Raw genomic sequence first — 26,619 nt, 5'->3', positions numbered from 1 at the left:
AGCCTTCGCGAGCCGTGGCAGGCGCTCATCCGAGCGCCGCCTTCAGCGATTCCGGCCGATCCTGTACGGACCAATCCGGAAGCAGTTCGTCGAGCATGAACGACGCGCCGCCGCGCGTGCGGTAGCGATGCATCATCAGGGCCACGCCGGCGCCGCCGGTGCCATAGTCGCAGCTGATGCGGTTGAGCGACTCGCCGGGAAACGCCAGCGCATTGCCGCGCCGCACCGGAAACAGCATGCAGCCGGCCAGCAGCTTGCGCGCGCTGGCCATGGCCCGGTCTTCCCACTGCGGGAAGCGCGCCAGATCCAGGTACATGTCGACGATGCCGGCCAGGCCGAGGAAGTAGCCCGGGAAGATCGCGTACTTACGGTCGCAGTCGACATGGATGTCGGCTACCGCCTCGGCATAGCTCGCATCGCCGGTGACGTGCCAGTAGCGCAGGAAGGTCCGCCCGATGCCCGAGCTGCCCCAACGCCAGTACGGCATCAGGCTGGGCGTGCGATCGCGCGCGATCCAGGACATGCCGCCCTCCTCATGCCGGCGCACAGCCTTGTCCAGGATCCAGTTAAGCCCCTGCCGTCCGACCGCCAGATACGCGTCGTCGCCGGTGGCCAGGTGCAGATACAGCAGGAACAGGGCGACGCCGGCGGTGCCGTGCCCAAGGCTGGCGGAAATACCTTCGGGCGAGCTCCAGAAGCAGCCGTCGTGCAGCTCCGGCTCGACCTCGCGGCTCTCAACCAGGAAGCGGCCGGCCTTGCGGGCTTCTTCCAGATAGGCGCCGTCGCCGGTGGCGAGGAAGAAACGCAATTGGGCCATGCCCCAGCCGGCAGCGCCGTGGAACAGGTTCGGCGAGCTCCACAGCAACCGGTGGTCCTTGGCGTGGCCCAGCATCGCCACGGCTTCCTCGCGCAGCCCCATGTCCAGCATCGACCAAGCGATGCCGGACAGGCCGACGTAGAGCCCCGGGGCATAGTTGTTGCCGTCGACCGGGTGCGAGCGGATCCACTCCAGCACGCGCGGATCGACATGCCCGCGGATGCGGTGCATGGCATAGGCCACGCCGCAGGCGCCGTGGCCCAGGCTCAGCGGATTGGTCTCGAACACGGTCGGGTCGGCCGGGAACAGCCGGTCGCGACGTTCGAAGTCGGCGGCGGCGTCGCAATGCTCCAGCACCCGCGCGATGGTGTCTTCGAGGTCGGCGGCGTCTATCTCGTGGGTGCCGACGTGCGGGGCGCGCGGCTCGTGGTCGATCGACAGGATGCTCAAGATTTCGTCGATGTCCGGCCGCTTGTCCGTATCGCGACCCAACAGGCGGCGGATCAGGTCGGCCAGGTGCGGGGGGAAATCGAAGTCGCGCTGAAACGCTTCGAGATAGCGCTCGTGAGCGTCGCGATCGAGCACCAGCAACGGGTTCATCGGGAACAGGCCGACCATCATCAAACTGCCCAAGGCGTAGTAATCGTCCTGGCGCGTGGCCATGCCGCGGTCCATCGCCTCCTGCGGCGAGAAGCCCGGCGTCATCAAATGCGTGGGCAGGTCGATGCCTTCCTCGTAGGCGCCCTCGAAGTCGATCAGCTTGAGCTCCGGGTCGCCGCCTTCGCGTTCGATCACCAGCACGTTGGTCATGGACAGGTCGCTGAACACGATGTTGCGCTCGTGCAGCGACTTGAGCATGGTCGCCAACTGGGTGAACAACGTGCGGTAGAGACGGTAGTACTCGCGGCTCTCGTCGGGGCCGGCGCGCGTGCGCATGGTCAGGCTGATGTTGGCGAAGTAGTTGCGCAGGGTGTTGCCGCCCTCCAGATAGCTTTCGACCAGGTAGGCGTGTTCCCAGTCGATGAAGAAATCCAGCGGCCTGGCGGAGATGTCCAGATCCTCGACCAGGCGCAGCAGCCGGTGTTCCTTCTTTATCAGCTGCACCGCGTCGAGCCCGCGCACCGACACGTTGGTGTAGGGCCTTCCCTCCTTGATGACGACCTTGCGACCCTCGTGCCGGTCCAGCGCGAGGTACACGCCACCGGAATTGCTGACCGCCAGCGCGGCCTCGATCTCGTAGCGGCCGTTCTTGAGCGTACCCGGCTCGGCGTCGTCCACAGCCGCAGTGCTGTGCTTGAGGAACGGATCCTCGACCTCAGGCGGCAGATGGAAGAACGGCGTGCGCTCGTCGTCGATGTAGCGGCCGTCCTTGTCCTGGATCACATGGACGGATGTTCCGCTCACGTCCAGGCGCTTGACCGGCAACAGGCCGCCATAGCGGTAATGCAGGATGCGGTTGTCGCGATAGCGACGGTCGGACAGGATGTACGGCCCCCAGTAGCCGATAGTCGCCTCGTACAGCGATTCCAGCAGCTGGGCGCAATGGTCGGTGTCGGTGGGATAGACGGTAATGAACTTGCCCGACGCGCCGCGGCTCCAGCCCTTGCCGTTCGACAACCACAGCATGGTGCGGTCGGTCAGGAACTTGAAGGTCACTTTCTGCGGCGCCAGCAGGCGCACCACCGTCATCAGGATCGCCGGCGCGTGCGCGGGCGTGGCGGACAGATGGATCTTCCAGCCCTGCGCGGGAATCTGCGCGCCTTTGTAGGTGCAGCCATACCACACGTTGTGCTGCTGGATGTCCCACTCTTCGGGCAACAGGCTCCGCACCGGATCGTAGAAGTGCTCGCGCGTCGGCCGATAGCGCGATACGGGCTCGTAGTAGTCGCCCCTGACCAGCGAGTACAGCACCTTGTCCCTGACCAGCATCTCCGCCATGTCCCTCTCCCTGCCGATGTCGTGGCTACGTCTTGCGTTGGAACATCTATGGTGATTCCCCGCCGCTTATCCCTGCACGGCGGCGCGGCCCGCGCCGCGGACACGCGCGCGCCCCGGGGAAAGAGAGGGAGCGCGCGCTCCCTCTCGACCTGCCGTGGCAGGCGATAACCGAACGGCCGGCTTACACCGCGGTCGGAATCGTCTCGCAAACGCAAGCGTTGCAGCTCGAGGTCGACCCCGAGGTCGCGGTGCTGTCGCCCGGCTGCTGCTGGTCGCTGTAGGTCGGCAGTTCTTGCAGCTTAAGGATGCGGTCCATTGAAAACTCCTTGTCGATTGATGATAGGAAAATCATTCCTCGTACCTCGAAACCTCCGTCCTGAAGGCTCCTCGGACACGTCCGGACACGGCGGGCGCCGCGATCCGGTCTCGCTTAGCCTCAAGCTCTGCAGCGCTTGACAGCTTCGCCGGCTTCCGTTCCGACGAATCCACAAGGCGAAAAGGCACGGCCTCTGACGTGGAGGCGCGCGCAGGAAGCGATCATTCGGGGGAGAGGCCGCGCGCTTCCCAGCGGCGGCAACGCAAGCTCTTCCTGAGTGCACAGACACGACATCCAACAGTCGTCCTTAACCCGTCTGGACGCATCGTGCTCATCGTAAAAACGATAAAACAGTGATACGTCACTCGTATCGGCGAATCGAAATTCCCTTACCGATGAGCGGCAGCGAAGCGCAGAACTGCGCGCTCCGAATCGACGCACTTCGAAGGTGTTTTTTTTGTGCAACCGCAATTCACCCGATCGCTTCGCGAAGATGGAAATACTCGTCGAATGCAGGAAAACTCGGCTTATCTCATCGATCGTCGCAACGTGCTGATCACGACGATTCGCACATTCGAATGCGTTGCCGAAGCTCTTCACCAAAACGAAGAGAGCGGTGCCGACGCAATCACATTTCGCTTCGAGCGCGAGGTTTCATGCTGCACTCGCAGCACTGCCTTGATGAACGAACCGAGGCCACGACGCTTGGCGCGAACGCCGTAGTGCACATCACGCTTTGATTCCTGAGCATCCTCTTTCGCCGCCATACGACAAGGAGCACAAAAAGGCGGTCAACGCGTGTCCGGCTTGTTCAGCGTCCGCGCCCAACCAGAACGCGCAACCCATGCTCATCGTCCGCCGGCTAGACGACGGTGCGCGAACCATGCCGGGGCCGATACCTATGCCGTCGGCCTCGAACTCCGGTCGCGGCTACGCGATGAGGGCACTGGGAGCCGATGACGATGCGGCCGGCAAGTCCGAGGCTATCCGGCACTGGAAACGTCATGGCGAATAGGTTGGGCGCCGCGCAACGGCGCGGCGCTCGCCCTGCTGAGCAGCGGAAGCCCGCGCGGCGGCACGACAACGGTCGGGACGTATCCCGCGCAAACGAAGGCTCCGCGCTTCGTGCGCCAGCGCTCAGGGAATCGATCGGCCGATCCGGCCGGTATCGAAGCCATCGTCGAAGTTCAGCCAGATCAGGAACGCGCGCCCGACCAGATTGCGCTCCGGCAAGTAGCCCCAATAGCGACTGTCGTCGCTGTTGTCGCGGTTGTCGCCCATGACGAAATACTGATCGGCCGGCACGGTCCACTCGCCTTCGGCCTGGTCCGGGCGGCGCGCCTGCGGGCTCAGCAGGATGCGGTGCACATGCCGGCCCAGCGTCTCCTGCAGTTCCTGCGCGCCGGTCATCTCCGCGCCGCTGCGCACGCCGGTATAGCTGCCGACCGGCGCGAGCGCGACCGCTTCGCCGTTGATCGTCAGCCGGCCGTCGCGGTACTCGACCCGGTCGCCCGGCAGGCCGACCACGCGCTTGATCAGGTTGATGTCCGGTTCGCGCACGGAATGGAACACCACCACGTCGCCGCGCTCGGGCCCGCCCAGGGCCAGCAGCTTGTGGTTGCTGATCGGCAGGCGTAGGCCGTAGACGAACTTGTTGACCAGGATGAAATCGCCGGTCAACAGCGTCGGCATCATCGAGTTCGACGGAATCCGGAACGGCTCGGCGAGGAAGGTGCGCAGCAGCAGCACCAACAGCAGCACCGGGAAGAACGACTTGGAATAATCGATCGCCCAGGGCTCGGCGCCTTCGTCGAGCAAGCCCGCGCGCGCGGCGCGGCGCTGGGCCAGCCAGTGCTTGTCGAGCAACCACACCAGCCCGGTCAAGGCGGTGAACGAGACCAGTGCGATTTCGAACCAACGCATCGTTTGCTCCTGGAACCTCGGACGAAGGCGTCGCGCCGCCGCGAGCGCATGCGGCCGCCGACGCCCTGGCGAGTGTGCGCCGATCGCGCGCGGCGACGTCTGCCACAAGTCATGGTCGACGCGCGCTGCGCGCGACACGCAAAAGCGGCATCGCACCGGCCACCTGCGATCGCGCCGAACGACCACCGCGGCCGCACCACGGTTTGCGCGAAACGGCCGAACCGGTCCGGATCGAATGGACGATTCGCCCGAGACGCAATGCGATTGCCCGTCTGCTCTCCTGCCCCGCCTCGGCATTTGTGGATAGACCTTCGCCCCCCGCGAGCATGCAGTCGCGCTGCACTGCCGAAGAACCACGATGCGTCGGCAGGCCCACGACGGCCGCCGCGATACACAAGCAAGCTTCGGACCGCACGCTCGGCACAGATGCGCTGAGCGCCGGGCGGCGCCCATCGTCAGCCAGCCAACCACAGGCGCGCACATCAACAGCGGCGACCATCGAGATCGGCGCGACGATGTCGGCATGCATCGCTCGCACCACACGCGCAACGATGCGCCGAGACGTATTCGCAAAGGCACGCGAATCGCGCTAGGACGCGATGCCGTCCATCGCGATCCGTGACTCGGCTCACATGGACTACGACCATTCTCCCCTCGGCAACCGGATCGACCTCTGAGACCGTCGCGTAGCGTCGTGCCGCGCGCGCACTCTCCATTCCAGTCACGAGGTTTTCGCAATGAAACATCTTCTGTCTTTAGCATTGGCGTTGTCGGCAGCCCTGGCGCTGCCATCGTTCGCCCAGACCGTCGCCCTGACCCCCAACAGCAACGGCGGTAGCGGCACCTTGCCCAACGGCTTCGATCAGATCGATTTTTCCATGCACAACGGAAACTGGGCCCGCACGCTCATTCTTCCGTCCGCGCCGCGCGACGGCGCGCGCGTGAACATCGCCACCGATGCTGCGCTCACCTCACACCTGGATGCCTCCGGCGTCGATATCGGGATCAACCGGATCGATCTCCCCACTCACGCCAACTACTCGTTGAGCTACTCGGCCGCGGACGGCTTCTGGACCGTGCTATCGGGCGGCACGATGACCCACTCGGTTCCTTCCAACGGCACCGCCGTCATCGCCGACAACCCGAACAAGATCACCTACATGCGCGTCTCCGACGCGGTGTTCGCCAGCAAGGTGAGCCTACCGAAGGCCGCAGCCGAAGGCAGCATCGTCGTGGTCAAGTCCACCGCCACCCAGGCGGTGACGGTGGACCCGGCGAACCGCATCTATGCCAGCTCCGCGACGCTGCGTAGCGGCGATACGTTCGGCTATCTCTATCGCGCCGACATTGGCGGTTGGATCAGTATCCGCTCGACCGTGCGTCATGTGGCCGCGAGCGCCATCGTCGCCAACCAAGGCACGCTGCCGCTCAGCGGATCGCCGCGCAATCTGGTGGAACTGACCGACACCGACCGCATCGATCAGATCGTCCTGCCCAAGACCGCCGGCAACCGCGACCGCGTCACGATCCGCTCGCAGGCGACCGCGAACACCGTCATCGCGCCCGCCAACACCGGCCTGTACGGCACGACGACCGTCCGCAACGGCGACGAGTACCAGTTCATGTACGTGCCCGCCCGGCAGCGCTGGGAGCTGATCTCCAGCCCGAGCGCGTTCCATCAAGCCGGCGATCTGCCCAGCACCGGCCAACTGCCCGACATGGTCACTCCGCACATGGTCGTCAATGCTGCCGACGGCAACACCCGCGCCGAGTTGCTGTTGCCGGTGGCTCGCAAGACCGGCGACCGCGTGACGATCAAGACCCAAGCCACCACGGCGATCAAGGTCCGCAGCGGCCAGACCGCTTTGGCGCCGCTGGCCGCCGGCGAACAAGTGTCCTACGTCGCCGACGCCAACAAGGCCTGGCAGCGCCAGACCACCACCATCGACATGCTGCTGCTCTACAGCGCCAAGGCCGCGACGCAGTTGGGCGCCGATACGATGCGCGCGCGATTGGTGGAAGGGATGGGAATCACCAACGACACTTTGGAGAACTCGCTGGCCAAACCTCGCTTCCGCACCGTTTCGACGCAGCAACTGACCACGCCCGACAGCTGGAAGACCCAAACCGACGCGCTGAATGGGGCGAAGGATCTTGCTCAGGTGAAAACCTGGCGTACCCAAAGCAAGGCCGACGGCATTTACTACGAAGGCAACGAAGAAGGTTGCGGCCAAGGATTTCTCGGTGGCAATGCCGACTTCATGATGAGCGTGGGAATGATCGCCTGCGGAACCGACGTCATGTCTCACGAACTCGGCCACAACATGAATGTGAACCACAACACGAACTTCGAATCCGGCGATCGCCTGGTCATGAATCCGGTCGGCGGCGCACCGTTCTTCGCCACCCCGTTCGTGTTCCTACCCGAACTCGGCATTCCGCTGACGGTGAAGATGGACGGCCTCAACGAAGTGAAGGTCATCGACGATCGTGCCCCGACCGTGGCGGCATTCCGCTGACGCCCTCGCCATGACCGCGCGCAAGACATTCCGACTGGCCGCCCTGGCCGCTGCGATGCTCGCAGCGGCTTTGGTCGCCCTGGTCGCATCCAATCGACCCGCCGCACCGGCCGATTCGCATAGCGCTACGGGGAGTTCAGCCGCAGCGGCCGGCGGACTCGCACCGCCTGTAGGTCGCGCGCCCGAACCCGTCGACCTGCCCTCGCCGCATCTGTTCCGTTATCTGCCGCACACCCAGGCCGCCGATGGCAGCTTCGCCCTGCAATGGCAGCCCGCCGACTTCGCCGAGCTGCGCGCGGGCGACGCGTTCACGCTCGAATTGCCGATGAGCCGCGCGACCTACAAGGCCCGCGTCAACGAAGCGATCGACGTGCCAGGCGGCCGCCGCCTGACCGGGCGCCTGCACGACGGCGGGGTGGAATCGTGGCCCTTCAGCATGACCATCCTCGGCGACGGCCGTACGGTCGTCGGCAACATCAGCGCTTACGGCCGCAAGTTCGCGCTGCAGATCGGCAAGGCCGGGGCGAGTCTGCGCGATACCACCGACGAAGGGCACAAGCTGTTCGAGAGCGAGCGGGAGTTCTGGGAAAGCGGCCGGCACCTGGGCCACTGAACTCACGCCGTCGCGGCCGCCGCCGGCATCGTCAGGCTGCGCGCCGCGTGGCGCGCAGCCTCAAGGCTCCGTTTCGGCGGCAGGAACTCCGGGCACACCGCGCCGGATCGCACGCGAGAACGTGCCCGCGTCGGCGTCGGCGGGAACCGCGAGCGCACGCGGGTTGATGTAGCCGCGTTCTTGCAGCTGCGAGTAGCTGTACCCCGGCGTCAGACCGCCGCGGTCGTAGACGTACTCGGCGAAGTGCCCCGCCGCCAGCAGGCGATAGTCCAGCGGCAGGTCCGGCACGACGTGGCGGGCGATCTCGAACACGACCGTGGTGCAGTTGCTGGTCAAGGTGTTGTAGAACGCCGGCTGGCGCTGCAGCGCGCCGGCCTTGGCCAGAAAGCCGAGGAACATCGGCCGCAGCGTCTGCGGCGGAATGTTCAGGCGGTACAGATAGACGTCTTCGCCGCGGGCGTTGCTGCGGGTGCGCACGATATCGCGCTCGTCCGCGGCCACCAGCACCTGTTCGTAGCGGCGGAAGAAGCCGCCCAGCGCGGAGAAGCTTTCTCCGCGTTCCTTGCGGATCTCGAGCGAGAACACCACTCGCCGGCCGTCGTCGAATCCGAACGAGACCAGGGTGTGGGCGATGTCCGGCCCCATCCAGTACGACAGCACCAGGTCGGCGCTGGACAGGCGCGAGAGATCGTACTCGCGGGTTTCCCAGTGCGCGGTGTAGTCGGTTTCGCTGCGCCATTGGAAATTGCGCACGTTGCGCAGCACCACGCGGTCGCCGCTCACCTGCGCGTCGAGCAGGCGGGCGACGTCGTCGGCCCAGTCGCGACGGTGTGAGGGCGCGAGCGACAGCCACCACGCCAGCAAGGCGGCGAGTCCCGCCGCGAATGCGATCAGGATGGGCTTGCGCACCGCCACCCGGCGCAGCACAAGGACCGCCATCGACGCCGCGCCCAGCGCGCACCACGCCGCGATCAACGCCCCGCGCCACGGCGGCGCGCCCGGCAACTGGAATCCGATCAAGCCCGCGCCCCAGGCCGTCGCCGCCGCGATCGCCGCCGCTGCGAGCACGCGCGCGACGATGCGCAGCCAGCGCCCGTTTCTTCCGGGCGCCGGCGGGATCGTTTCGACTGGCATCGTGGGCTCCTGCTAACAGACTTCGCCCGCTATTTTACGCTGGCCATGCCACCGGCGGCATGCCCGCTGCGAAGTGCGGACCGTCCACGAACGCGACAGCCGCGGCCATCACCAGGCCTCGGGCCACGCCCGTCCGGCCGCCGCCGCGAAGCCGGCGTTGACCTCGCGGGCATGGTCGCGCAGGCGCGTGCGCAGCGCTTCGGGAATCGCGGCCGAGGCCTTGCCGGCATGCAGGCGCGAAGCGTTGGGATTGAGCTTGCGCCGCAGATGCTCGGGCAGGTCGCGCAACTGTTTCATCGCGGTCATGCGCACCGCTTCGCGCGCACGCTTGGAATCGAAGCTGATCGGCGCGTGCGGGTCGATGCCCAACCAGTCGCTGAGCACGCGGAAACCGGCCTCCGGCGCGCGATAGAACTCGTCGAACAACACCACGCGCATGCGTTCGCCGGGGAAGCGCTCGCGCCAGCGCGCCAGCGGCGTGGCGAAGTCCAGCAGATGCAGATAATGCAGGCCGAACGGGAAATAGCTGGTCTCGTAGCGCGTCTGCCGCGTGCGCAGCAGGGCCGATTCGGGATCGATATCCGCTTCGTTGCCGGTGCGCAGGTACAGCTCGTACAGGCTGATCGCCATCTCCACTGGGTTGCGCAGCAGTACGACGATGCGCGCATCCGGATGCGTCTGCGCGATCCGCACCGGCGCCTCGTGGCTGTACAGGTACCAGACCGAGGCCTCGGCGCGGATGCGCTGCTCGCCGGCCGCGGCGAACAGGCGCGCATAGTCGTCGGGATCGGACACGGTATGCGGCTGGGTCGGCAGGTCCGGCGCGTGGAAATGCGGTTCCTTCAGCACCGAGGCATACACATCCGGGTGCTGCTTCAGCGCGGCGAACAACGAGGTGGTGCCGCAACGCGGCGCGCCGACGACGAACAGATTCGGCGATTTCACCACGGGAACAGCGCCTTGTCCTTGTAGAAGCGCCCGCTGTCGCCGCCGCCGTCGAGCGCCAACCACAGGATAGTGTCGGCGCCCTCCTCGGGCGTACGCGGCGCGGCGATGCCGCCGAGCTTGGTGCGCACCCAGCCCGGGGTCATGCAGTTGACGCGGATGCCGCTGTCGGCCAGTTCCATCGCCAGCGACTGGGTCAGCACGTTCAACGCGGACTTCGAACTGCGGTAGCCCAGGTTGTTGCCTTCGATCCGGGTGGAGCTACCGTGTCCGCTGGAGACGTTGATGATGTGCGCTTGCGGCCGGCCGCGCATCAGCGGCACCGCCAGCTGGCTCAAGCGCCACGGCCCGAAGAAGTTGACATCGAACGTCGCCCGCGCCTGCGCCAGGCTCTCGCCGCTGGGCTTGTCGCGCACGCCGACCGATACGCCGGCGTTGTTGACCAACAGATCGAGGTGACCGTGCGCTACGGCGATGGCGTCGATCGCCGCCGTCATCGAGGCTTCCGAACAGACATCCAGCGAGATCGGTTCGACGCCGTCGAGCCCGCGGCGCTCGATCGCCGCGCGGCCTTCGTCGAGGTCGCGGCAGCCCATGTACACCTGCACGCCGCGCCGCGCGAAACCTTCGCACACCGCCAGGCCGATGCCGCGATTGCCGCCGGTGACCAAGGCGACGCGCTTGTCGTCGGCGCCGATCATGCCGTCACCGCCTGGTATTCAGGGAAGCGGTTGAACAGGAAGGTCTCCTTGCGCAGGACGAAATCGCGCAAGGCCTCGTCGAAATACTCGTCGGCGTCTTTGCGCTCGCGGGTTTCGTGCGCCTGCTCGGGCAGCACGCGCGCGTGTTCGCGCACCGCGTCCGTGCGCGCCGCATCGACGCCGAAGCGGGCGAGGAGGTCGGCGAGATCGTCGTTGAGCGTTTCCGTGCGCAGGAACTCGACCGGATACTCGTAGGGCTCGGCGCGGCCGCGTTGCAGCGCGTGTTCGGTCAGGCCGGCGAAGGCCTGCTGCGAGTCGCGGCAGAAGAAGCGGATGAACTGCTCGGTATGCCAGCCCGGCGCGAGCGCCGGCGGCAGATGCGTCGCTTCATAGCCGGTGGCGACGCCGCGATGGACGTTGACGAAGAAGCGGTTGGCGATCTTCACGAAATCGGCGAAGCCGACCTCGGGATAGCTCGGAAACTGCTTGCGGATGACGGCGGGGTCGCAGTATTCCTGCGGCTGCGTCCGCCACCACCCGTAGTGGTACTGCGAAACGTAGCGATCGAACGGCGAGCGCATCACCGACACGATCGGTTTGTCGCGCTCGGCCGCGGGAATCTCGTCGCAGGTGGCGTGCTTGCGCCCGGTTTCCACGGCCGCCTCGCCGTAGACCTGCTGCAGCATCCGGGCGATGAAGGTGCCGCCCGTCTTGGGCATGTGGATGAAGACGAAATCCGGAGTGATCAGCATGCGGTCAGGCCCTGAGCGGCTTCGCGTCGCCGGTGAAGACGCGCCGCAGGCCCGCGCCGAGATAGCGGCCGCTGTAGTCGCCGTAGATGATGCCCTCGTCGGTGAGGCGAAGACGCCCGTCCTCGACTGCGACCAGGCCCTGACGCGTCAGCTGCGCGATGTCGTCGGCCAGCACGTGGTCCAGGCGCAGGCCGTGGCGGCGACGGTAGTCGTCCAGATCGATCACGGTCGTCTTCAGTCCCATCACCAGGTCGCGCATCATGTGGTCGGCGCTGCTGAGCTCGAGCACGCGCTGGGTCGGGATGCGGCCGCTCTCGACGCGTTCGAGATAGGCATCGATCTCGCTGACGTTCTGGCGCGAATGCCCGGCGACGGTGCCGAACGCGGAGGCGCCGAAACCGTACAGGTCTTCGCCGCGCCAGCGGCTGATAATGTGGTGCTGCGGATACTTGCCTTCGCGGGTGAAGGTGAAATACGTGGACGGCGAATAACCGTTGTCGCGCAGGCGATCCAGGCCCCAGCGAGCGTATTCCATCTCCTCGTCCTCGCTCGGCAGCGAGAGCTTGCCCTGGCGGATTTCGCTCATGTAGTGCGCGTTGGAGTACAGCTCCATCTTGTAGACGGTGACCGCATGCACGCCCAGCGCGATGGCGCGGTTGATCGAATGCTGCCAGCTCGCCATCGTCTCGCCTTCCAGGCCGGCCAGCAGGTCGATATTGACCACCGCGCCGGTCTGCAGCGCGCGCTCGATCGCTCGCGAGTTCTTCTCGTCGGTATCGTGGCGGCCGGTCAGCGCGACGACGCGGTCGTCGAAGGACTGGATGCCGAAGCTGATGCGGTTGACGCCGAGATTGGCCAGGCCGTCGATCATCCGGTTGTTGAGCGTGATCGGCTCGATCTCGAATACGAACTCGGGATCTTCCAGGCGGAAGCATTGTTCGATGGTCCGCTTGACCCGCGCCAGCTGCTCCGGCGGGATCACGCTGGGCGTGCCGCCGCCGAAATAGATCGAACGCACTGTGCGCCCGCGCAGCCGGTGCGCATCGGCGACCAGCTCGATTTCCCGACACAGCGCGCTGACGTAGCGCTCGCGCTCGGCGTGCGAGGAATCGGACAGGATCTCGATCTTGTAGAAGCAGTAGCGGCAACGCTGCAGGCAATAAGGGATGTGGAAGTACAGGTGCAGCGGCTTCTCGGAGCTGAGGTCGACCTCGCTCGCCGACTTCCAGTAGCGCTGCGGCGGCCACGCCACCACGAAACCGTTGCGGTTGGGCGCTTCGCTGCGGTAGTCCGCCGGCGCTTCGGCCTGCGGCGGCGGCGCGTCGCCGACCAGCGCGATCTTGAGCGGTTCCATCAGGCCTCGACCTCGCAGGCGCGCTCGGCCATCCGCGTCTGCACCAGCGTGGCCACGCTGTCGAGCGAGCGGAACGTCGCCGTCTCCAGGTCTTCGTCGAGGATGCGTATCTGGAACCGGCCTTCGAGCAGATTGATGAACTCGGCCATGCTGATCGAATCCAGCGCCAGGCCGTCCTCCAGGAACGACGCCGCGTCGTCGATCTGGTCGTAGCCGATGTTGAGATCGAGATCCTCGGCGATGATGCGCTTGAGGATGTCGATGACGCGGGATTTATCCATGGCGATAGTCCTTGGTGATGGTGTTCCGGTCGGGTTTGCCGCTGCCCAGACGCGGGAGTTCGGCGGCGAGCACGTAACGGTCCGGCCGTGCGAAGGCCGGCAGCGTGTTCGCCGCATGCTGCTTGAGGGTGTCAACGGTGAGCGCCGACGACGACGCCTGGACGACCGCGGCGATGGCCTTGCCCGCGACGGTGTCCTCGTCGAGCGCGATCGCCACGGCGATTTCGACGCCGGGCCAGCCCATCATCGCGCGCTCCAGATCGGCCAGCACCAGCAGTTTTCCGGCGCGATTGAGGCTGAGGTCGGCCCGGCCCTGGATCGCGAAACTGCCGTCGTCGTGGAACAGCGCGATGTCGCGCGTGTCCCAGGCCGGCGGCACGGCGATGAGGCCGTCCGCGTGCGCGATGTGCGTGGCCGCGTGCGGATGGCGCACGACCAGCCGGGTTTGTTGGGCGCCCGCCTCGGCCGGGAACACACGCACGCCATCGAGCGGATGCAGCGTCTGCGGCTGGTTGGCCGCGGAAATCGCGATCACGCCCAGCTCCGAACTTCCGTACAGGTCGAACACGCGCTGGAACACCACCTGCGCTTGCGCGTGCAGCGGCGCCGGGATGCCGTCGCCGGCCAGCACCAGGCTGCAGTTCTCCGAAATGGGAGCGTGCTTGCGCTGCACCAGGGTGCGCAGCAGATGCGGCGTCGAGTACACCCAGGTCGGCGCGGCGGTGCGCAGCGCTTCGTTGAAGCTGAGCAGGTTGGCCTTCGGCAGCAGATGGACCTGCGCCCCCGCCAGCAGTGCGGGGATCAACGCCGCGCCGAGACCGTACATATGGTGCAGCGGCACGGTGACCAGTACGCGGTCGTGCGCGCGAAGGTCCAACCGCCGCATCGCCAGCGCCGCGGTCGCGAGCAAGTCGTGCGGGTCGTGCCAGATGATTTTCGGGGTGCCCAGCGTGCCCGAAGACAACACCGCCAGGCCGTCCGGATATAGCGGATGCTCCTCGGCGATGCGCGCGCGGTCGTCGCGGATTTCGATCGCGCCACCGATAACGCCATCGCACGCAGCGGGCGCGGCCGCGTCGGCAGCGCACAGCAACGCCGTGCGCCGGTCGACGATGGCGGCCAGCAGCAGCGACAACATGTCGATGTCGCCGATCCCGCGCAGCGCGGGGAACCTGCAGGCCGCATGCGCCTGCCAGCCGGCGCGCCCGCGCGCCAGCAAGGCCTGCACGCCGAGCGATTCGCCGCCCAGGTGCACCACGCTGGCGCTGGAGGCGAGCGCGTCGGTCCAGTCGCGGTCGGCCCGCGTCGCGCGTTCGACTGCGCTCATCGGGCGCGCTCCAGCGATTCGTTGTTGAGGATTTCGCGGATCTCGCCGTAGTGCACGCCGTTGATCGTCATCGAGAAATAGCGCGAAACGGCCCAGTCCGAGGCGGTCTGCAGGGTGTGCGGCGCCGGCACGCGCGCGACTTCGATGTCGCGCTTTTCGAGCAGCCCGAGATTGCCCGGATCGAGCAATTTGCCGATGCCTTCGATGCGCTCGATGAGTTTCTCGCGCTGCTCCGGGTCCAACCGCGACAACGCGATCTCGGATTCGGCCACCAGGACGATGTTGCGCGGATGCCGCACGTAAAGGCGCGAGTGGCGATGCAGGATGTCGCCGCGATGCGGATGCGTTTCGATGGACTGCTGCAGTACTTCGACTTCGACCGGATGGCCGCTGATGGTCTGCAGAAAGAACGTGGTCGAGCCCTGCAGGGCCAGGTAATCGGCGAGCCGCTTGGAAGGCGCGGCCTCGTCCGTACTCAGGAGGGTGTCTGCAGAAGCCAAGCCCGCGCTCGCAAGCGCCGGCTGGAGAGCCAGGAAATCAGAGTTCATGGACGTCCGTGCCGAGAAGCGATTCCATTGGCCGCCGGTGCGGCGACCACTGCCTGTGCGGGTCCAGCGAAGCGGATGCGTCCGTCGGCAAGGCTGCCGGCTTATACAGTCCAATTGTGGAAAGCGCGTGACGACTATAGGCACCGCGCAAGGGGGAATTCAATACACAGGTCTAGCCACGATCACCGTGGATTCGGACCCGTATCACGAAACCCTGGAGACTTCCGCAACGATTCGCTGTTGCAGTCACTTTAGGCCGGACAGGTCTCGCAGACCGAGAAAGCGCGCGCCGTTGAAATAGGGATCGATCGTTGTCCGCCGACGCAGTCAGCGCTTCCATTCGGCGAGCGCGGCGCCGGCCGACACCGAGAACACCCAGGCGGTCTGCCGGCATCGCTTGGCGTTGGGGTCGTAGCCGCCGACGTACATCATGTCCGGCGCGAACGGCGAGGCGGCGAAGGTGCGCGCGGCGACGAGATCGGCGGTGCCGGGCACTTGCGGATCGTCGACGCGTCCCAGCGTGTAGCGCGAGCCGTCGGGATCGCGAATGAGATACCACGCGTCGGTCACCCAGGCATCGGCCGGGTGCGTGTCGAGTTGCGTGCTGTAGGTGGCGCCCAGTCCGCACAGCAACCGCGGCGCGCCGCCGTGCGCATCGGCCACCGGAGTGAAGTCGTCGTAGGCGGCCACGGCATAGGTCGGACGCGTTCCCCACTGCTGGTGCAGGAAATCGATGACATCCAGCTCCAGGGTTTCGCGGAAACCGTCGTTCGGATCGATGCGCACCACGCGGCACAGGTCGCCTTCGAGCGCGGCCAGCAGCACTTCGCCGCTGCCGTTCGGATCGGGCACGGTGCTGAGCCCGCGGAAGCCACTGCTGGGAACCACCAACGGATGAGCAATGGTGTAGACCTTTTCCCACTGCGGCGTCGGGCCATCGATGCGCCGGTAGATGTCGGGCTTGATGCTGACGTATAGCTGGCCGTTGCATCGGGTAAACGACATCGGCCGACGCGTGTAGCCCGACAGCTCGGCGGTTTCGTCCCAGCGGATGCGGCCCGGCACGTCCGGGTCGTAGACGCCGCTGAAGATGCCGGTGGGTGCGGTGCCGGCGAATACGCGTTCCTGGCCGGTCGCAGTGTCGCGATGGATGAAGAAGCTGCGGGTGCTGGCCACGCCGTCGCCGCTGCCCAGATGGGTGCGCGTCCAGGTGCCTGCGTCGTCGTCGAAGCTGTCGACATAGACATGCCCGCGGCTGTCGGAGGGCGCGGCGAGCAGCAGCGACACCGGCGCATCGAGCGAGCGCCCGTGGCCGTCGCGGGTGAAGGTCACCGACTCCAGCGTCGTGCGCCAATGCACGCGCTCGTAAGCGTGGGCGAGCCGCCAGTCGCCATCGGCGCGGTCCAGCACCGCGATCTGCGCGCCGTTGTTCGGATCGTCCGGCCGGTAGTCGTTCAACTTGTACGACAGCGACGCGAACAGGCGCCCGCGATGCGGCACCAGATGCAACACTTCGGTCCCGCCCAGGAGTTGCCCGTCGGCATCCGTCAGCCCGGCTTGGAAGACGCGGCGGAACGAGGCGGGCGCGGTCGGGGTCGATCCATCCATGAGCGGGTTCCGTTGGAAGTGGCTGTCGAGCACCGCGAACGAGGCGGGCTCGCGCGCATGGGCGTAGAGCCGTCGCCGGAACTGCGCCCGCTGCGCGTCTTCGAGATGCAGGTGGTTGGGGATCCAGCGATGGATGCGCTCGCCCATGCCCTGGATGTCGCGGTCCGCACGCTGCTCAAGATGCGCGTGGATGCCGTCGGTGGCGGCGTAACCGCGACTGAGGAACTGCAGGATGCGAAAGCTGGTGCGATAACTGGTGTCGAGCACGCGATGGTGGGTGATCAGCCGCAGCGTCTTGGTCCGCACGTCGTCGATGCCGCAGCCCAGCGGATCGAGCAGCGCGTTGTCGCGGCAGTCGTAATAGAACGCATTGACCGAGAAGTCGCGCATCTGCGCGTCCTCGACCAGATCGGCGCGCGGAACGAACGTGGTGGTCCACATGTCGTCGTTGCGGATGTCCTTCCAGCTGCGCAGCATGTTGATGTCGACGCCGCCGCTGGCTTCGTCGCCCCAACGCAGCACGCCGAAGCGCTGGTTGTGCATGCGCACGCCGTCGATGGCCGGATACGCTTCGCGCAGGCGCAGCAGCGCGTCGTCGGCGGCCGCGTCCACGCACAGGTCGATGTCGTTGCCCGGTTGCCCGACCAGCCAGTCGCGCGGCGCGCCGCCGACGATGAACACGCGCATGCCGGCAGCCTGGAGCAGCTCGATCACCTCGCCGACGCGCACGTCGTGGCGGTCGTCGCGATACACCGGCCGCGCGTAGGCGTCGGCGATCAGGACAGGATCGAGCGCGGCATCGATGCGGTTCACGAGCGCGTCCCCACGCCGCGGCCGAGCAGGGCCAGGGCGAGCGCGGACAGGCCCAGCGTCAGGCCGAGCATCACCGCGATGGACAGGCCGAAGCCCGACGCGCCGGTGCCGAGCACGCCGTAGCGGAAGGTGCCGATCATGTGCGCCAGCGGATTGACCTGGGCGACCGCCTGCCATGGCGCGTCCAGCAGGCTGATCGGGTAGAACACGCCACCGAGGTAGGCCAGCGGCGTGAGCACGTAGTGCGAGACGTGGCCGATGTCGTCGAGCGTCTTCGCGTACAGCGCGTTGATGAAGCCCAGCAGCGAGAAGATCGTCGCGGCCAGCAACGCCGACAGCACGGCGACCAGCGGGTGCGCCAGGGACAGCGACGGCGACAGCACCAACGCGATGGCGACGACGATCGCGCCCACCATCAGGCTGCGCACCACCGCGCCGGCGACGTAGCCGAGCAGGATGATCCAGTTGCGCATCGGCGACACCAGCATCTCCTCCACCGCGCGGTTGAAGCGAACGAAGAAGAACGAACTGGAGGCGTTGCCGTAGCTGCTGGTGATGATGCACATCATCACCAGCCCGGGGGTGATGAACTGCAGATAGCTCGAGCCGCCGTCGACGCTGCCGATGCGGTCGCCGATCAGCTTGCCGAAGATCGCGAAGTACAGCGCGGTGGACACCGCCGGCGGCACCAGCGTCTGCAGCCACAGGCGCAGGATGCGCGAGACCTCGCGGCGCACGATGCAATGCAGCGCGATCAGATCGGAGGAGACGCTCATGCCTGACGGCCCCGGGCCGGAACGCGATGCTGCCGCATGCAGGCTCAGACCTCGCCGCCGGCCGCGCGCCAGGCGTTGGCCCGTGCGGTGATGCGCACCACCAGGATCTTCTTCAGCGCGCTGTATTCCAGCCAGGTCTGGCCCGGCGTGGCCGCCAGTTCGCGCTTGAGCTCGACGTAGCGCTGCCGCTCCTGCGGGAACGCGCACAGGAAGTCGCGAAAATTCTTGATCTCGGCCAACCGCGGGTTGTCGGCGGCGCAGGTGTGGACCACGAACGAGCGGCCGCCGTCCTGCGCGATCCGCCAGTGCCACGCGAAGCCGGCGTCGATCGGGCTTTCGCCATGGGCCTGATAACCCAGTCCGGCCAGCGTGCGCGCCACGCGCTCGATCGCCGCCGCATCGCGCATCGCCACCACGATGTCCAGGATGTCCTTGCTCGCCAGTTGCGGAATCGCGGTGCTGCCGATGTGTTCGATGCCGGCCACGTCTTCGTCGGCGAGCGCCGCCAGCAGGCGCTGTTTCTCGTCGCCGAACGCTTGCGGCCAGGCCGGGTCGTAGCCGCCGTGCAGGTTCAGATCGAGCGCCGGCGCGCGCACGCGCGAGTAGCGGCGCACGAATTGCTCGACGCTTTCCGCGCCCAGCTCGCCGGGCTGCACCTGCGCCCGCAGCCGCCGGAGGACGCGCGCCACCTGCAGCGCCCCGCTGAGATCTCCTGCCGCTGCATTCATCGCGTTGCGTCTCGCAGTCCGCGCGCAGCCGTCTCGCGCCATGCGGCGCGCAGGAGCGAAGTCGTATTTGAGACGGCGTCCGAAGTTTCGCGGTCGGCGATGCCGAGTGCGGCGGACGTAGGCGGGTGTGAGACGGCGGGTAGCGGATTCATCCTGATCCTGAGCGCGACTGCTGAACTCCTGGGGGTAACATAGCATGCAGTCCGCGGGTCCCCGATAGTGAGATCCGGCGCCGCGGCCGACTGCCGCCCTGGTCGAAAACCTCGCCCCGGGGCGCCGCCGCACCGGCGTTGCGTCTAATAGCAACGCACTGCGTTTCGCTTCAAGAACGACTCGGCGACGGCGAGCCCGCGATCATCGCAGAATCCGACGCGGCGCTCACGATGCCGCAAAACCGGCCTTTTATATCTGTGAGCGGCAACACCTTATGCCGCGCGGAAATCTATAGATCATTGATCGCACAGGACGCACCGTGCGATCGCTCGCCCGTGGAAGTTTGCATCGCTAAACGGACTTACAGGGAGCCGCCATGAAATTGCTCAGATTGCTATCGGTTCTGGCAGTTTTTCTTTTCAGTCAGCCGGCCTACGCCGCCTACATCAATGTATCGCCGCTTCCGGTCGTGGTCCCTGCGGGGCAGTCGACCACCAACGTTACGATCTCGTGGGGCGACGCGTTCTCCACTACCTGCGTGTGGTGGAACGGGGACCCGAGCAACAACAACTACACGCCGTGGGGCCCGCAGAAATGCGGCGGCGGCGGCGGAACCGCGACGCCCTACGCGCTTACGCCCGGACGATACAAGTTTTGGATAAGCGAAGGATCGTCCTCGAATGCGGTCCGATCCGAAATCAGATTCACGGTGGAAAGCGCGCCCGCCAATCCGATCGGCCTGTTCGCCACGCCGAATCCGGTCACGATTCCGTCGGGTCAAACGTCGACCAACTTCTTGCTGACCTGGAATTGGCCGGGATATTCGAGCTTCGACGTATGGGTGACCGTGGACGCCGCGCCGAATGCGCTGTGCATCGGTCAGGGGATCGGGCCTTCCGGCTCCAGCACCAACGTGGGCATAGGCTCGCGCCAGAAACTGATCTTCTATCTGGTGCCGACGTCAGGCGCAGGCTGCAGAGCCGGCACGACTTCGCCAAGCATTCCCACGCCGATTCTGACGACGCTGACGGTCACCACTACGAACTGAGGTACGCGCGCCCGAACGTGTGCGGATGTATTGTCGAGCACGCACTGCTTCGCAGGCGCTCAAAACAAAAGGGCCCCAAGGGCCCTTTTGTCCATGCCTATCGGCTCGCCCGCAACGCGCTTGCGCGATCGCGACGGCGCTATCGCCTCAGCCGCACTTCGAATACCCGCAGTTCAAGCACGTCGCGCAGCCGTCCATGATCACCACCGCCTTGGTATTGCACTTGTGGCACATGGTCGCGCTGGGCGGGAAGCTGGCGCCGTCGCCGGTGACGGTGACGTCTTCGCTGCGCGGGGCGACTACGCTGATCGAGGCGCCGGCGTCAGCGTTTTTTTTTGAGCGTTCTTCGTAGGCGCGGCGCTTCTCGGCGATGAGTTCGCGCTGGGAGTCGCTCATTTCCGGGTCGTGGATCATGCCGATCGACTTGAGGTGGTCTTCGACGATCGCGCCGAGTTCGGCCACCAGCGAGGGCATGTAGACGCCGCCGGCCTTGAAGTAGCCGCCGCGCGGGTCGAACACGGCCTTCATCTCGTCGACCAGGAAGGTCACGTCGCCGCCCTTGCGGAACACCGCCGACATGATGCGCGTGAGCGCCACGATCCACTGGAAGTGGTCCATGTTCTTGGAGTTGATGAAGATCTCGAACGGACGGCGCAGTTCGTGTTCGGTGCCGGCGTTGAGCACGATGTCGTTGATGGTCACGTACAGCGCGTGCTCGAACAGCGGCGATTTGATCTTGTAGGTCGAGCCGATCAGGATCTCGGGGCGCTCGATGCGTTCGTGCATCTGGATCACGTTGTCGACCGGCAGTTCGGCCGGCGCGGCGGCCGCGCTCGCGGCGGCGGCCTTGGCGGCGGCGTCCTTAGCCTTGTCTTCCGGCGTGACCACGCTGTAGCCCTTGATTTTCTTCTCGATCTTGACGGCCATGGGCCCGACTCCTGCGTTGCTGCGCTGCTGTTGCTGATGGGGGAAGCTCGTTGCCGGGCGGGGACGCCGCCCTGCCCTCTCCCGTCGCGGGACGGGAGAGGGACTTCGCGGAACTCAGCGCTTGGCGGCCTTCTTGGCGGCCTTCTTCGCCGGCGCCTTCTTGGCCGCGGCCTTCTTCACCGCTTTCTTGGCGGCTTTCTTGGCCGGCGCTTTCTTGGCGACGGCTTTCTTGGCGGCGGCCTTCTTCGCCGGCGCCTTCTTCGCCGCGGCCTTCTTGACCGCCTTGACCGCCTTCTTCACCGCCTTCTTGGCGGCGGCCTTCTTGGTCGCGACTTTCTTGGCGACCTTCTTGGCCGCCTTCTTCGCGGTCTTCTTGGCGGCGGCCTTCTTGCCGGTGGCCTTGGCCTTCAGCGAGGAGGCTTCCTTCTTGGCCGTGGCGCTGGCCTTGGCGAGCTTCTTCTTGGCGTCGCCGACCGCCTTCTTGGCGGCCTTGCGGGCGCGCTTGGCGGTCTGCTTGACCGAGGCCACGGCCTCTTCGGCGCGCGTGGCGATGGCGCTGCCGAGGTTGGACGCGGTTTCCTTCACGTTCTCGGCCGCCTGGGTCAGGGTCGCCGTCACTCCATTACCGTTGCTCATTGTGCCCTCCTGGTGGGCGGTATCGTCTTAGGCGTACGCATGGTTACGTGCAGCAATCGGGGTGTTGCCGGAGTGATGCTATACCTGTGGCGCGCCGTAAAAACAGAGGGCGCGCGCCGCTGCGACCAACGGCGCAGAGCCGGCGCGGCGCAGTGGATCGCAAATCGGCGAGTTCGCTGCGCCGCCTGAACGGGAACGCCCGCCTTCGCGCCGCCCGGCCCGGGGCCGGCGGCGCGCGGCGGGCGCGCCGTCAGAACTTGCCGTAGTAGCCTTCTTTCAGCGCGTCGAACAGGTTGGCGGCGGTGTGCATCTCGCCGTCGTATTCGATTTGCTCGTTGCCCTTGACCTCCAGCACGCTGCCGTCTTCGAGCTCGAAGCGGTAGGTGGTGTTCTCAAGGTCGGCTTCCTTGACCAGCACGCCCTGGAAGGCGGCCGGGTTGAAGCGGAAGGTGGTGCAGCCCTTGAGGCCCTGCTGGTGGGCGTAGCGGTAGATGTCCTTGAACTGCTCGTACGGGTAGTCCGTGGGCACGTTCGCGGTCTTGGAGATCGAGGAATCCACCCACTTCTGCGCGGCGGCCTGGACGTCGACGTGCTCTTTCGGGCTGATGTCGTCGGCGGCGATGAAGTAGTCCGGCAGCTTGGCCTCGGCTTCGTCGCTGAACGGCATCGCCTTGGGGTTGATGAGTTCGCGGTAGGCCAGCAGCTCGAACGAGTAGACGTCGACCTTTTCCTTCGACTTCTTGCCTTCGCGGATCACGTTGCGGCTGTAGTGATGGGCGAAGGACGGCTCGATGCCGTTGGAGGCGTTGTTGGCCAGCGACAGCGAGATCGTGCCGGTCGGCGCGATCGAGCTGTGGTGGGTGAAGCGCGAGCCGGTTTCGGCCAGTTCCTCGACCAGCTCCGGCGCGGCCTCGGCCACCCGCTGCATGTAGCGCGAGTACTTGGCGTGCAGCACCTTGCCCGGGATGTCCTGGCCGACGGTCCAGCCGTCGCGCTTCATTTCCGGGCGCTTGCGCAGCATTTCGGCGGTGACGGTGAAGATCTCGTCCATGATCGGCGCGGCGCCCTTTTCCTTCGCCAGCGCCAGGCCCATCTCCCAGCCGGCCACGGCCATTTCGCGGGCGATGCGCTCGGTGAACTCGCACGACTCGGCCGAGCCGTACTTCATCTTCAGCATCGTGACCGTGCTGCCCAGACCGAGGAAGCCCATGCCGTGGCGGCGCTTGCGCATGATCTCGTTGCGCTGCTGCTCCAGCGGCAGGCCGTTGACCTCGACCACGTTGTCGAGCATGCGGGTGAACACGCGCACGACTTCCTTGTACTCCTCCCAGTCGAACTCGGCCCGGTCGGTGAAGGCGTTGCGCACGAACTTGGTCAGATTGACCGATCCCAGCAGGCAGGCGCCGTAGGGCGGCAGCGGCTGTTCGCCGCAGGGGTTGGTGGCGCGGATGGTCTCGCACCACCAGTTGTTGTTCATCTCGTTGACGCGGTCGATCAGGATGAATCCGGGCTCGGCGTAGTCGTACGTCGAGACCATGATCATGTCCCACAGGTGCCGGGCGCGGATGTGGCCGTAGATCTTGCACGCCACCAGGCCGTCGTCGCGGACGATGTAGTTGCGGTGGGTCGGCCAGTCGCGCCAGACCGTCTGCTCGGGGTTCTCCAGGTCCAGGTCGCCCTTTTCCTTGATGTTGACCGGGAACACCAGCGGCCAGTCGGCGTCGCTGTCGACCGCTTCCATGAAGCCGTCGGTGATCAGCAGCGATAGGTTGAACTGGCGCAGGCGGCCGTCTTCGCGCTTGGCGCGGATGAAGTCCTTCACGTCGGGATGGCTGACGTCGAAGGTGCCCATCTGCGCGCCGCGGCGGCCGCCGGCGGAGGAGACGGTGAAACACATCTTGTCGTAGATGTCCATGAAGGACATCGGCCCCGAGGTGTAGGCGCCGGCGCCGGCGACGAACGCGCCGCGCGGCCGCAGGGTCGAGAATTCGTAGCCGATGCCGCAGCCGGCCTTGAGGGTCAGGCCGGCCTCGTGGACCTTCTCCAGGATCCCGTCCATCGAATCTTCGATGGTGCCCGAGACCGTGCAGTTGATGGTCGAGGTGGCCGGCTTGTGTTCCAGCGCGCCGGCGTTGGAGGTGATGCGGCCGGCGGGGATGGCGCCGCGGCGCAGCGCCCAGACGAAACGCTCGTACCAGTACTGCTGCTTCTCGGCGTTGGGCTCGGCGTCGGCCAGGGCCCGCGCCACGCGCTGGTAGGTTCCGTCGATGTCGGCATCGACCGCGTCCCCCGACTTGGTCTTGAGCCGGTACTTCTTGTCCCAGATGTCCTGGGACGCGGGCTGCAGCGCGATCTCCTGCTCTGCCGCCGGGTGCTTGACCGCCTCGAGGCGCACGGTGCTCATGCCTGTTTCGTCTCCTTCAATGGCGGCGGGCCGTTGGGTTGCGCCCGCCGCCGGTGGTTTCTTTGTACGAGGTAATCGGGGGATGGTGCTTACGGTGTCGCAATGTGCCGGGTCACAGCACGGGTGGTGCCACTACTGCATCGGTGAAGCGGGTCAAACCGGTAATCGGGACTTTCTTTTTGTGTCCCGAAACGGAGTTCCCCAGACGTGTTGTGTATCGATTCACGTGTGTAGGAACCGTCGCGGGTGGATTGCATCCGCTCGGGCGATGGCGGCCCGGCGCGGGTCGTTGCGAGCGCGCCGTCAGCCCCCCGCCGACGACGATGCGCGCGGCGCGTTGGCTACGCGTCGCGTGCTGCCTTTTTGGTGGTTGCGAGGTTCGCGTCCGCTCTCGTCATGAGCATGTACCGCCTCAAGGAGACGTGAAGACCTTCCCAAGCCGAACCCCTACGCTTGGGCTCCCTCCGCAGGGCCAACCACTAGATGTTGTGGCCTCGCAGGGGTTCAACGCTACGCCCGGCGTTCCTGGAAGTCAACGGCTTGTTGATGACTATCACGCTTCGCAGGGCTTCGCCGCGACCGGGGTCGCAGCCCGGCCGCGCCCGCGCATGCCGCACACGCAGCGTGCCTGCGCGGCGCAACGCGACGGCGGCGACTTCATCGGGTATTTATTGCCGCTCTCCAACACTGCACAGCGGCGCCGGAACGAGTCGCGGCCGTCGCGGTCCAAGCCCGCGCGCGGCGCTTGAAGCCGCGGGCCGCCGCCACGATTGCTGTAACCACGCACGATTCGGGAACGCGCGCCGCCGCGGCGTTCGTTCCGCCCGCCCCGCCCTCCCGTCCACGCAACTTCGGAACCGCGACACGATGCGCCCCTTGCCGACCTTGTTGACCCTCGCCCTGGCCGCCGCGTTCGGCGGTTTCGCCGCCACCGCCATCCGCGAAGGCCTGGAGGCGCCGGCGCAGGCCGCGCCGCCGCCGGCGATCCCGTCGGTGACCGTGCCGGCCGCGGCGGCGCTGCCGGCCTCGGTGGTCGGCCAGCAGCTGCCGTCGCTGGCGCCGATGCTGCAGCGGGTCACCCCGGCGGTGGTCAGCGTGCACACCAAACAGACCGTGCGCATCCGCAACCCCTTCGCCAACGATCCGATCTTCCGCCGGATGTTCCCCAACATCCCGCAGGAACGGATCAACGAGTCGCTGGGCTCGGGCGTCATCATCGACGCCAAGAACGGCTATGTGCTGACCAACCACCACGTCATCGAGGGCGCCGACGAGGTCTCGGTGACGCTGGCCGACGGGCGCACGGTCAAGGCCGACTTCATCGGCTCCGACCCGGACACCGACGTGGCGCTGATGCGCATCCCGGCGCAGAACCTCAGCGCGATTTCGCTGGCCGATTCTGACGCGCTGCGGGTCGGCGATTTCGTGGTCGCGGTCGGCAACCCGTTCGGCATCGGCCAGACCGTCACCTCCGGCATCGTCTCGGCGGTGGGCCGCAGCGGCCTGCGCGGGCTGGGCTACCAGAACTTCATCCAGACCGACGCCTCGATCAATCCGGGCAATTCCGGCGGCGCGCTGGTCAACCTCAACGGCGAGCTGATCGGCATCAACACCGCCAGCTTCAACCCGCAGGGCAGCATGGCCGGCAACATCGGCCTGGGCTTCGCGATCCCGGTGAATCTGGCGCGCAACATCAAGGACCAGTTGATCGCCAACAACGGCGTCGTGCGCCGCGGCACGCTGGGGCTGGAGTCGCAGGACGTGACCCCGCAGCTGGCCGCCGCGCTCAAGCTGGCCGAGCCGCGCGGCGCGCTGGTCTCGCGCGTGTTCGCCGGCAGCGCCGCGGCCGCGGCCGGGCTGCGCGCGGGCGACGTGATCCTGGCGGCCAACGGCCAGCGCGTCGACGGGCGCGATGCGCTGCGCAATTTCGAAGGCCTGCAGTCGATCGGCAGCAAGATCGCGCTGGACGTGCGCCGCGACGGCCAGGCGCTGCAGCTCAACGCCACCTTGCGCGAGCAGCCGCGCTCGCTGGCCGGCGCCGATCTCGATCCGCGCCTGGCCGGCGCCAGCTTCGGCGAGCTGCCCGAACGCCTGCGCCAGTCCGGCCTGTCGGGCGTGGTGGTGGAAAGCGTGGCCCGCGGCAGTCGCGCCGAGGCCAACGATTTGCGCAAGGACGACATCATTCTTGCGGCCAGCAGCGGCAATTTCGATGATCTTCCGGGCTTCCGCGCGAGCTTCACGCGCGCCCCGGCACAGTTGCTGCTGCGCGTGCAGCGCGGCAACAACGTCGGCAACCTGGCGCTGCGCTGACTGCGCCGTCCCGCCCGGCGCACGCGGGCCGTTAACATCGGCCCGCTA

General features: G+C 66.6%; 22 protein-coding genes. 4 read left to right on the top strand and 18 right to left on the bottom strand.

All coding sequences use genetic code 11. The features are described from left to right. Positions 1 to 25: 25 nt before the first annotated feature. From lanKC to BLU84_RS26055, 4 genes are all read right to left on the bottom strand, one after another. The gene (lanKC, locus tag BLU84_RS01490) at positions 26 to 2,755 is read right to left on the bottom strand and encodes a class III lanthionine synthetase LanKC (RefSeq protein WP_074861957.1); all 2,730 of its coding nucleotides are present in this window, start codon (positions 2,753 to 2,755) and stop codon (positions 26 to 28) included. A gap of 181 nt (positions 2,756 to 2,936) precedes the next feature. After that, a complete protein-coding gene (locus tag BLU84_RS27440; protein WP_211664497.1) occupies positions 2,937 to 3,071 on the bottom strand; it encodes a class III lanthipeptide in 135 nt (44 codons plus the stop codon). Between the two features lie 1,137 nt (positions 3,072 to 4,208). Beyond that, the gene (gene lepB / locus BLU84_RS01485; RefSeq protein ID WP_074861955.1) at positions 4,209 to 4,994 is read right to left on the bottom strand and encodes a signal peptidase I; all 786 of its coding nucleotides are present in this window, start codon (positions 4,992 to 4,994) and stop codon (positions 4,209 to 4,211) included. Between the two features lie 109 nt (positions 4,995 to 5,103). Further along, entirely contained in the window at positions 5,104 to 5,523 is a 420-nt protein-coding gene (locus tag BLU84_RS26055) for a hypothetical protein (protein WP_139174539.1), read from the bottom strand. A 208-nt stretch (positions 5,524 to 5,731) separates the two neighbouring features. Here BLU84_RS26055 and BLU84_RS01480 point away from each other — a divergent pair, with 208 nt between their 5' ends. Both BLU84_RS01480 and BLU84_RS01475 read left to right on the top strand, forming a co-directional pair. Next, entirely contained in the window at positions 5,732 to 7,513 is a 1,782-nt protein-coding gene (locus BLU84_RS01480) for a hypothetical protein (RefSeq protein WP_139174537.1), read from the top strand. Positions 7,514 to 7,523: 10 nt separating this feature from the next. Further along, on the top strand, positions 7,524 to 8,126 hold the full coding sequence (locus tag BLU84_RS01475) for a hypothetical protein (protein ID WP_074861949.1): 603 nt from the start codon (positions 7,524 to 7,526) through the stop codon (positions 8,124 to 8,126). A 60-nt stretch (positions 8,127 to 8,186) separates the two neighbouring features. Here the strand turns inward: BLU84_RS01475 and BLU84_RS01470 are convergent, their stop codons facing one another. The 11 genes from BLU84_RS01470 to BLU84_RS01415 all read right to left on the bottom strand — a co-directional run bounded on the left by BLU84_RS01470 (position 8,187) and on the right by BLU84_RS01415 (position 19,054). Further along, a complete protein-coding gene (locus tag BLU84_RS01470) occupies positions 8,187 to 9,260 on the bottom strand; it encodes an Lnb N-terminal periplasmic domain-containing protein (protein WP_083382239.1) in 1,074 nt (357 codons plus the stop codon). 108 nt (positions 9,261 to 9,368) lie between these two features. After that, a complete protein-coding gene (locus tag BLU84_RS01465; RefSeq protein ID WP_074861946.1) occupies positions 9,369 to 10,205 on the bottom strand; it encodes a sulfotransferase family protein in 837 nt (278 codons plus the stop codon). Next, complete coding sequence (locus BLU84_RS01460) at positions 10,202 to 10,906, bottom strand: SDR family NAD(P)-dependent oxidoreductase (RefSeq protein WP_074861944.1); 705 nt, start codon at positions 10,904 to 10,906, stop codon at positions 10,202 to 10,204. Before BLU84_RS01460 ends, BLU84_RS01465 begins: the two co-directional genes overlap by 4 nt. Beyond that, positions 10,903 to 11,658: a sulfotransferase family 2 domain-containing protein gene (locus BLU84_RS01455; protein ID WP_074861941.1), complete on the bottom strand. Its 756-nt coding sequence runs from the start codon at positions 11,656 to 11,658 to the stop codon at positions 10,903 to 10,905. The genes BLU84_RS01460 and BLU84_RS01455 overlap by 4 nt, the downstream gene beginning before the upstream one ends. Before the next feature lie 4 nt (positions 11,659 to 11,662). Next, the gene (locus BLU84_RS01450) at positions 11,663 to 13,012 is read right to left on the bottom strand and encodes a coproporphyrinogen-III oxidase family protein (protein WP_083382237.1); all 1,350 of its coding nucleotides are present in this window, start codon (positions 13,010 to 13,012) and stop codon (positions 11,663 to 11,665) included. After that, positions 13,012 to 13,293, bottom strand: coding sequence for an acyl carrier protein (locus BLU84_RS01445; RefSeq protein WP_074861938.1), 282 nt, complete (start codon positions 13,291 to 13,293; stop codon positions 13,012 to 13,014). Before BLU84_RS01445 ends, BLU84_RS01450 begins: the two co-directional genes overlap by 1 nt. Further along, positions 13,286 to 14,620 (bottom strand): AMP-binding protein, encoded by a 1,335-nt coding sequence (locus BLU84_RS01440; RefSeq protein ID WP_074861934.1) that lies wholly within the window; start codon positions 14,618 to 14,620, stop codon positions 13,286 to 13,288. Before BLU84_RS01440 ends, BLU84_RS01445 begins: the two co-directional genes overlap by 8 nt. Beyond that, entirely contained in the window at positions 14,617 to 15,120 is a 504-nt protein-coding gene (locus BLU84_RS01435) for a hypothetical protein (protein WP_074861931.1), read from the bottom strand. Before BLU84_RS01435 ends, BLU84_RS01440 begins: the two co-directional genes overlap by 4 nt. A gap of 375 nt (positions 15,121 to 15,495) precedes the next feature. Beyond that, on the bottom strand, positions 15,496 to 17,589 hold the full coding sequence (locus BLU84_RS27660; RefSeq protein WP_233431037.1) for a nucleotidyltransferase family protein: 2,094 nt from the start codon (positions 17,587 to 17,589) through the stop codon (positions 15,496 to 15,498). Further along, on the bottom strand, positions 17,586 to 18,365 hold the full coding sequence (locus tag BLU84_RS01420) for an ABC transporter permease (RefSeq protein ID WP_074861927.1): 780 nt from the start codon (positions 18,363 to 18,365) through the stop codon (positions 17,586 to 17,588). Before BLU84_RS01420 ends, BLU84_RS27660 begins: the two co-directional genes overlap by 4 nt. A 44-nt stretch (positions 18,366 to 18,409) precedes the next feature. Then, positions 18,410 to 19,054: a GrpB family protein gene (locus tag BLU84_RS01415; protein WP_233431036.1), complete on the bottom strand. Its 645-nt coding sequence runs from the start codon at positions 19,052 to 19,054 to the stop codon at positions 18,410 to 18,412. A 568-nt stretch (positions 19,055 to 19,622) separates the two neighbouring features. On the opposite strand from BLU84_RS01415, the gene BLU84_RS26050 reads away from it, so the two are divergent. Then, on the top strand, positions 19,623 to 20,294 hold the full coding sequence (locus BLU84_RS26050) for a hypothetical protein (RefSeq protein WP_139174535.1): 672 nt from the start codon (positions 19,623 to 19,625) through the stop codon (positions 20,292 to 20,294). A gap of 147 nt (positions 20,295 to 20,441) precedes the next feature. Here BLU84_RS26050 and BLU84_RS01410 read toward each other — a convergent pair whose 3' ends face one another. The 3 genes from BLU84_RS01410 to BLU84_RS01400 all read right to left on the bottom strand — a co-directional run bounded on the left by BLU84_RS01410 (position 20,442) and on the right by BLU84_RS01400 (position 24,261). Continuing rightward, positions 20,442 to 21,221: a TSCPD domain-containing protein gene (locus BLU84_RS01410; RefSeq protein WP_074861921.1), complete on the bottom strand. Its 780-nt coding sequence runs from the start codon at positions 21,219 to 21,221 to the stop codon at positions 20,442 to 20,444. 114 nt (positions 21,222 to 21,335) lie between these two features. After that, positions 21,336 to 21,857 carry a hypothetical protein gene (locus BLU84_RS01405; RefSeq protein WP_074861919.1) on the bottom strand — a complete coding sequence of 174 codons (522 nt, stop codon included), beginning with the start codon at positions 21,855 to 21,857 and terminating at the stop codon, positions 21,336 to 21,338. A 250-nt stretch (positions 21,858 to 22,107) separates the two neighbouring features. Then, positions 22,108 to 24,261 (bottom strand): adenosylcobalamin-dependent ribonucleoside-diphosphate reductase, encoded by a 2,154-nt coding sequence (locus BLU84_RS01400; protein WP_074861916.1) that lies wholly within the window; start codon positions 24,259 to 24,261, stop codon positions 22,108 to 22,110. Positions 24,262 to 25,128: 867 nt separating this feature from the next. Here BLU84_RS01400 and BLU84_RS01395 point away from each other — a divergent pair. Then, positions 25,129 to 26,571, top strand: a complete 1,443-nt coding sequence (locus tag BLU84_RS01395; protein WP_074861914.1) for a Do family serine endopeptidase — start codon at positions 25,129 to 25,131, stop codon at positions 26,569 to 26,571. Positions 26,572 to 26,619: the final 48 nt, after the last annotated feature.

The organism is Lysobacter enzymogenes (assembly GCF_900106525.1).
GTDB lineage: Bacteria > Pseudomonadota > Gammaproteobacteria > Xanthomonadales > Xanthomonadaceae > Lysobacter > Lysobacter enzymogenes.
Note: the sequence above shows the minus strand (reverse complement) of the source record. Positions and strands in the feature narration are given on the sequence as shown.

What these genes read in the sequence shown, in the direction of transcription:
- lanKC (WP_074861957.1), bottom strand. Translation starts at nt 2,755, where the DNA reads ATGGCGGAGATGCTGGTCAGGGACAAGGTGCTGTACTCGCTGGTCAGG.
- BLU84_RS27440 (WP_211664497.1), bottom strand. Translation starts at nt 3,071, where the DNA reads ATGGACCGCATCCTTAAGCTGCAAGAACTGCCGACCTACAGCGACCAG.
- lepB (WP_074861955.1), bottom strand. Translation starts at nt 4,994, where the DNA reads ATGCGTTGGTTCGAAATCGCACTGGTCTCGTTCACCGCCTTGACCGGG.
- BLU84_RS26055 (WP_139174539.1), bottom strand. Translation starts at nt 5,523, where the DNA reads ATGCATGCCGACATCGTCGCGCCGATCTCGATGGTCGCCGCTGTTGAT.
- BLU84_RS01480 (WP_139174537.1), top strand. Translation starts at nt 5,732, where the DNA reads ATGAAACATCTTCTGTCTTTAGCATTGGCGTTGTCGGCAGCCCTGGCG.
- BLU84_RS01475 (WP_074861949.1), top strand. Translation starts at nt 7,524, where the DNA reads ATGACCGCGCGCAAGACATTCCGACTGGCCGCCCTGGCCGCTGCGATG.
- BLU84_RS01470 (WP_083382239.1), bottom strand. Translation starts at nt 9,260, where the DNA reads ATGCCAGTCGAAACGATCCCGCCGGCGCCCGGAAGAAACGGGCGCTGG.
- BLU84_RS01460 (WP_074861944.1), bottom strand. Translation starts at nt 10,906, where the DNA reads ATGATCGGCGCCGACGACAAGCGCGTCGCCTTGGTCACCGGCGGCAAT.
- BLU84_RS01455 (WP_074861941.1), bottom strand. Translation starts at nt 11,658, where the DNA reads ATGCTGATCACTCCGGATTTCGTCTTCATCCACATGCCCAAGACGGGC.
- BLU84_RS01450 (WP_083382237.1), bottom strand. Translation starts at nt 13,012, where the DNA reads ATGGAACCGCTCAAGATCGCGCTGGTCGGCGACGCGCCGCCGCCGCAG.
- BLU84_RS01445 (WP_074861938.1), bottom strand. Translation starts at nt 13,293, where the DNA reads ATGGATAAATCCCGCGTCATCGACATCCTCAAGCGCATCATCGCCGAG.
- BLU84_RS01440 (WP_074861934.1), bottom strand. Translation starts at nt 14,620, where the DNA reads ATGAGCGCAGTCGAACGCGCGACGCGGGCCGACCGCGACTGGACCGAC.
- BLU84_RS01420 (WP_074861927.1), bottom strand. Translation starts at nt 18,365, where the DNA reads ATGAGCGTCTCCTCCGATCTGATCGCGCTGCATTGCATCGTGCGCCGC.
- BLU84_RS26050 (WP_139174535.1), top strand. Translation starts at nt 19,623, where the DNA reads ATGAAATTGCTCAGATTGCTATCGGTTCTGGCAGTTTTTCTTTTCAGT.
- BLU84_RS01410 (WP_074861921.1), bottom strand. Translation starts at nt 21,221, where the DNA reads ATGGCCGTCAAGATCGAGAAGAAAATCAAGGGCTACAGCGTGGTCACG.
- BLU84_RS01405 (WP_074861919.1), bottom strand. Translation starts at nt 21,857, where the DNA reads ATGAGCAACGGTAATGGAGTGACGGCGACCCTGACCCAGGCGGCCGAG.
- BLU84_RS01400 (WP_074861916.1), bottom strand. Translation starts at nt 24,261, where the DNA reads ATGAGCACCGTGCGCCTCGAGGCGGTCAAGCACCCGGCGGCAGAGCAG.
- BLU84_RS01395 (WP_074861914.1), top strand. Translation starts at nt 25,129, where the DNA reads ATGCGCCCCTTGCCGACCTTGTTGACCCTCGCCCTGGCCGCCGCGTTC.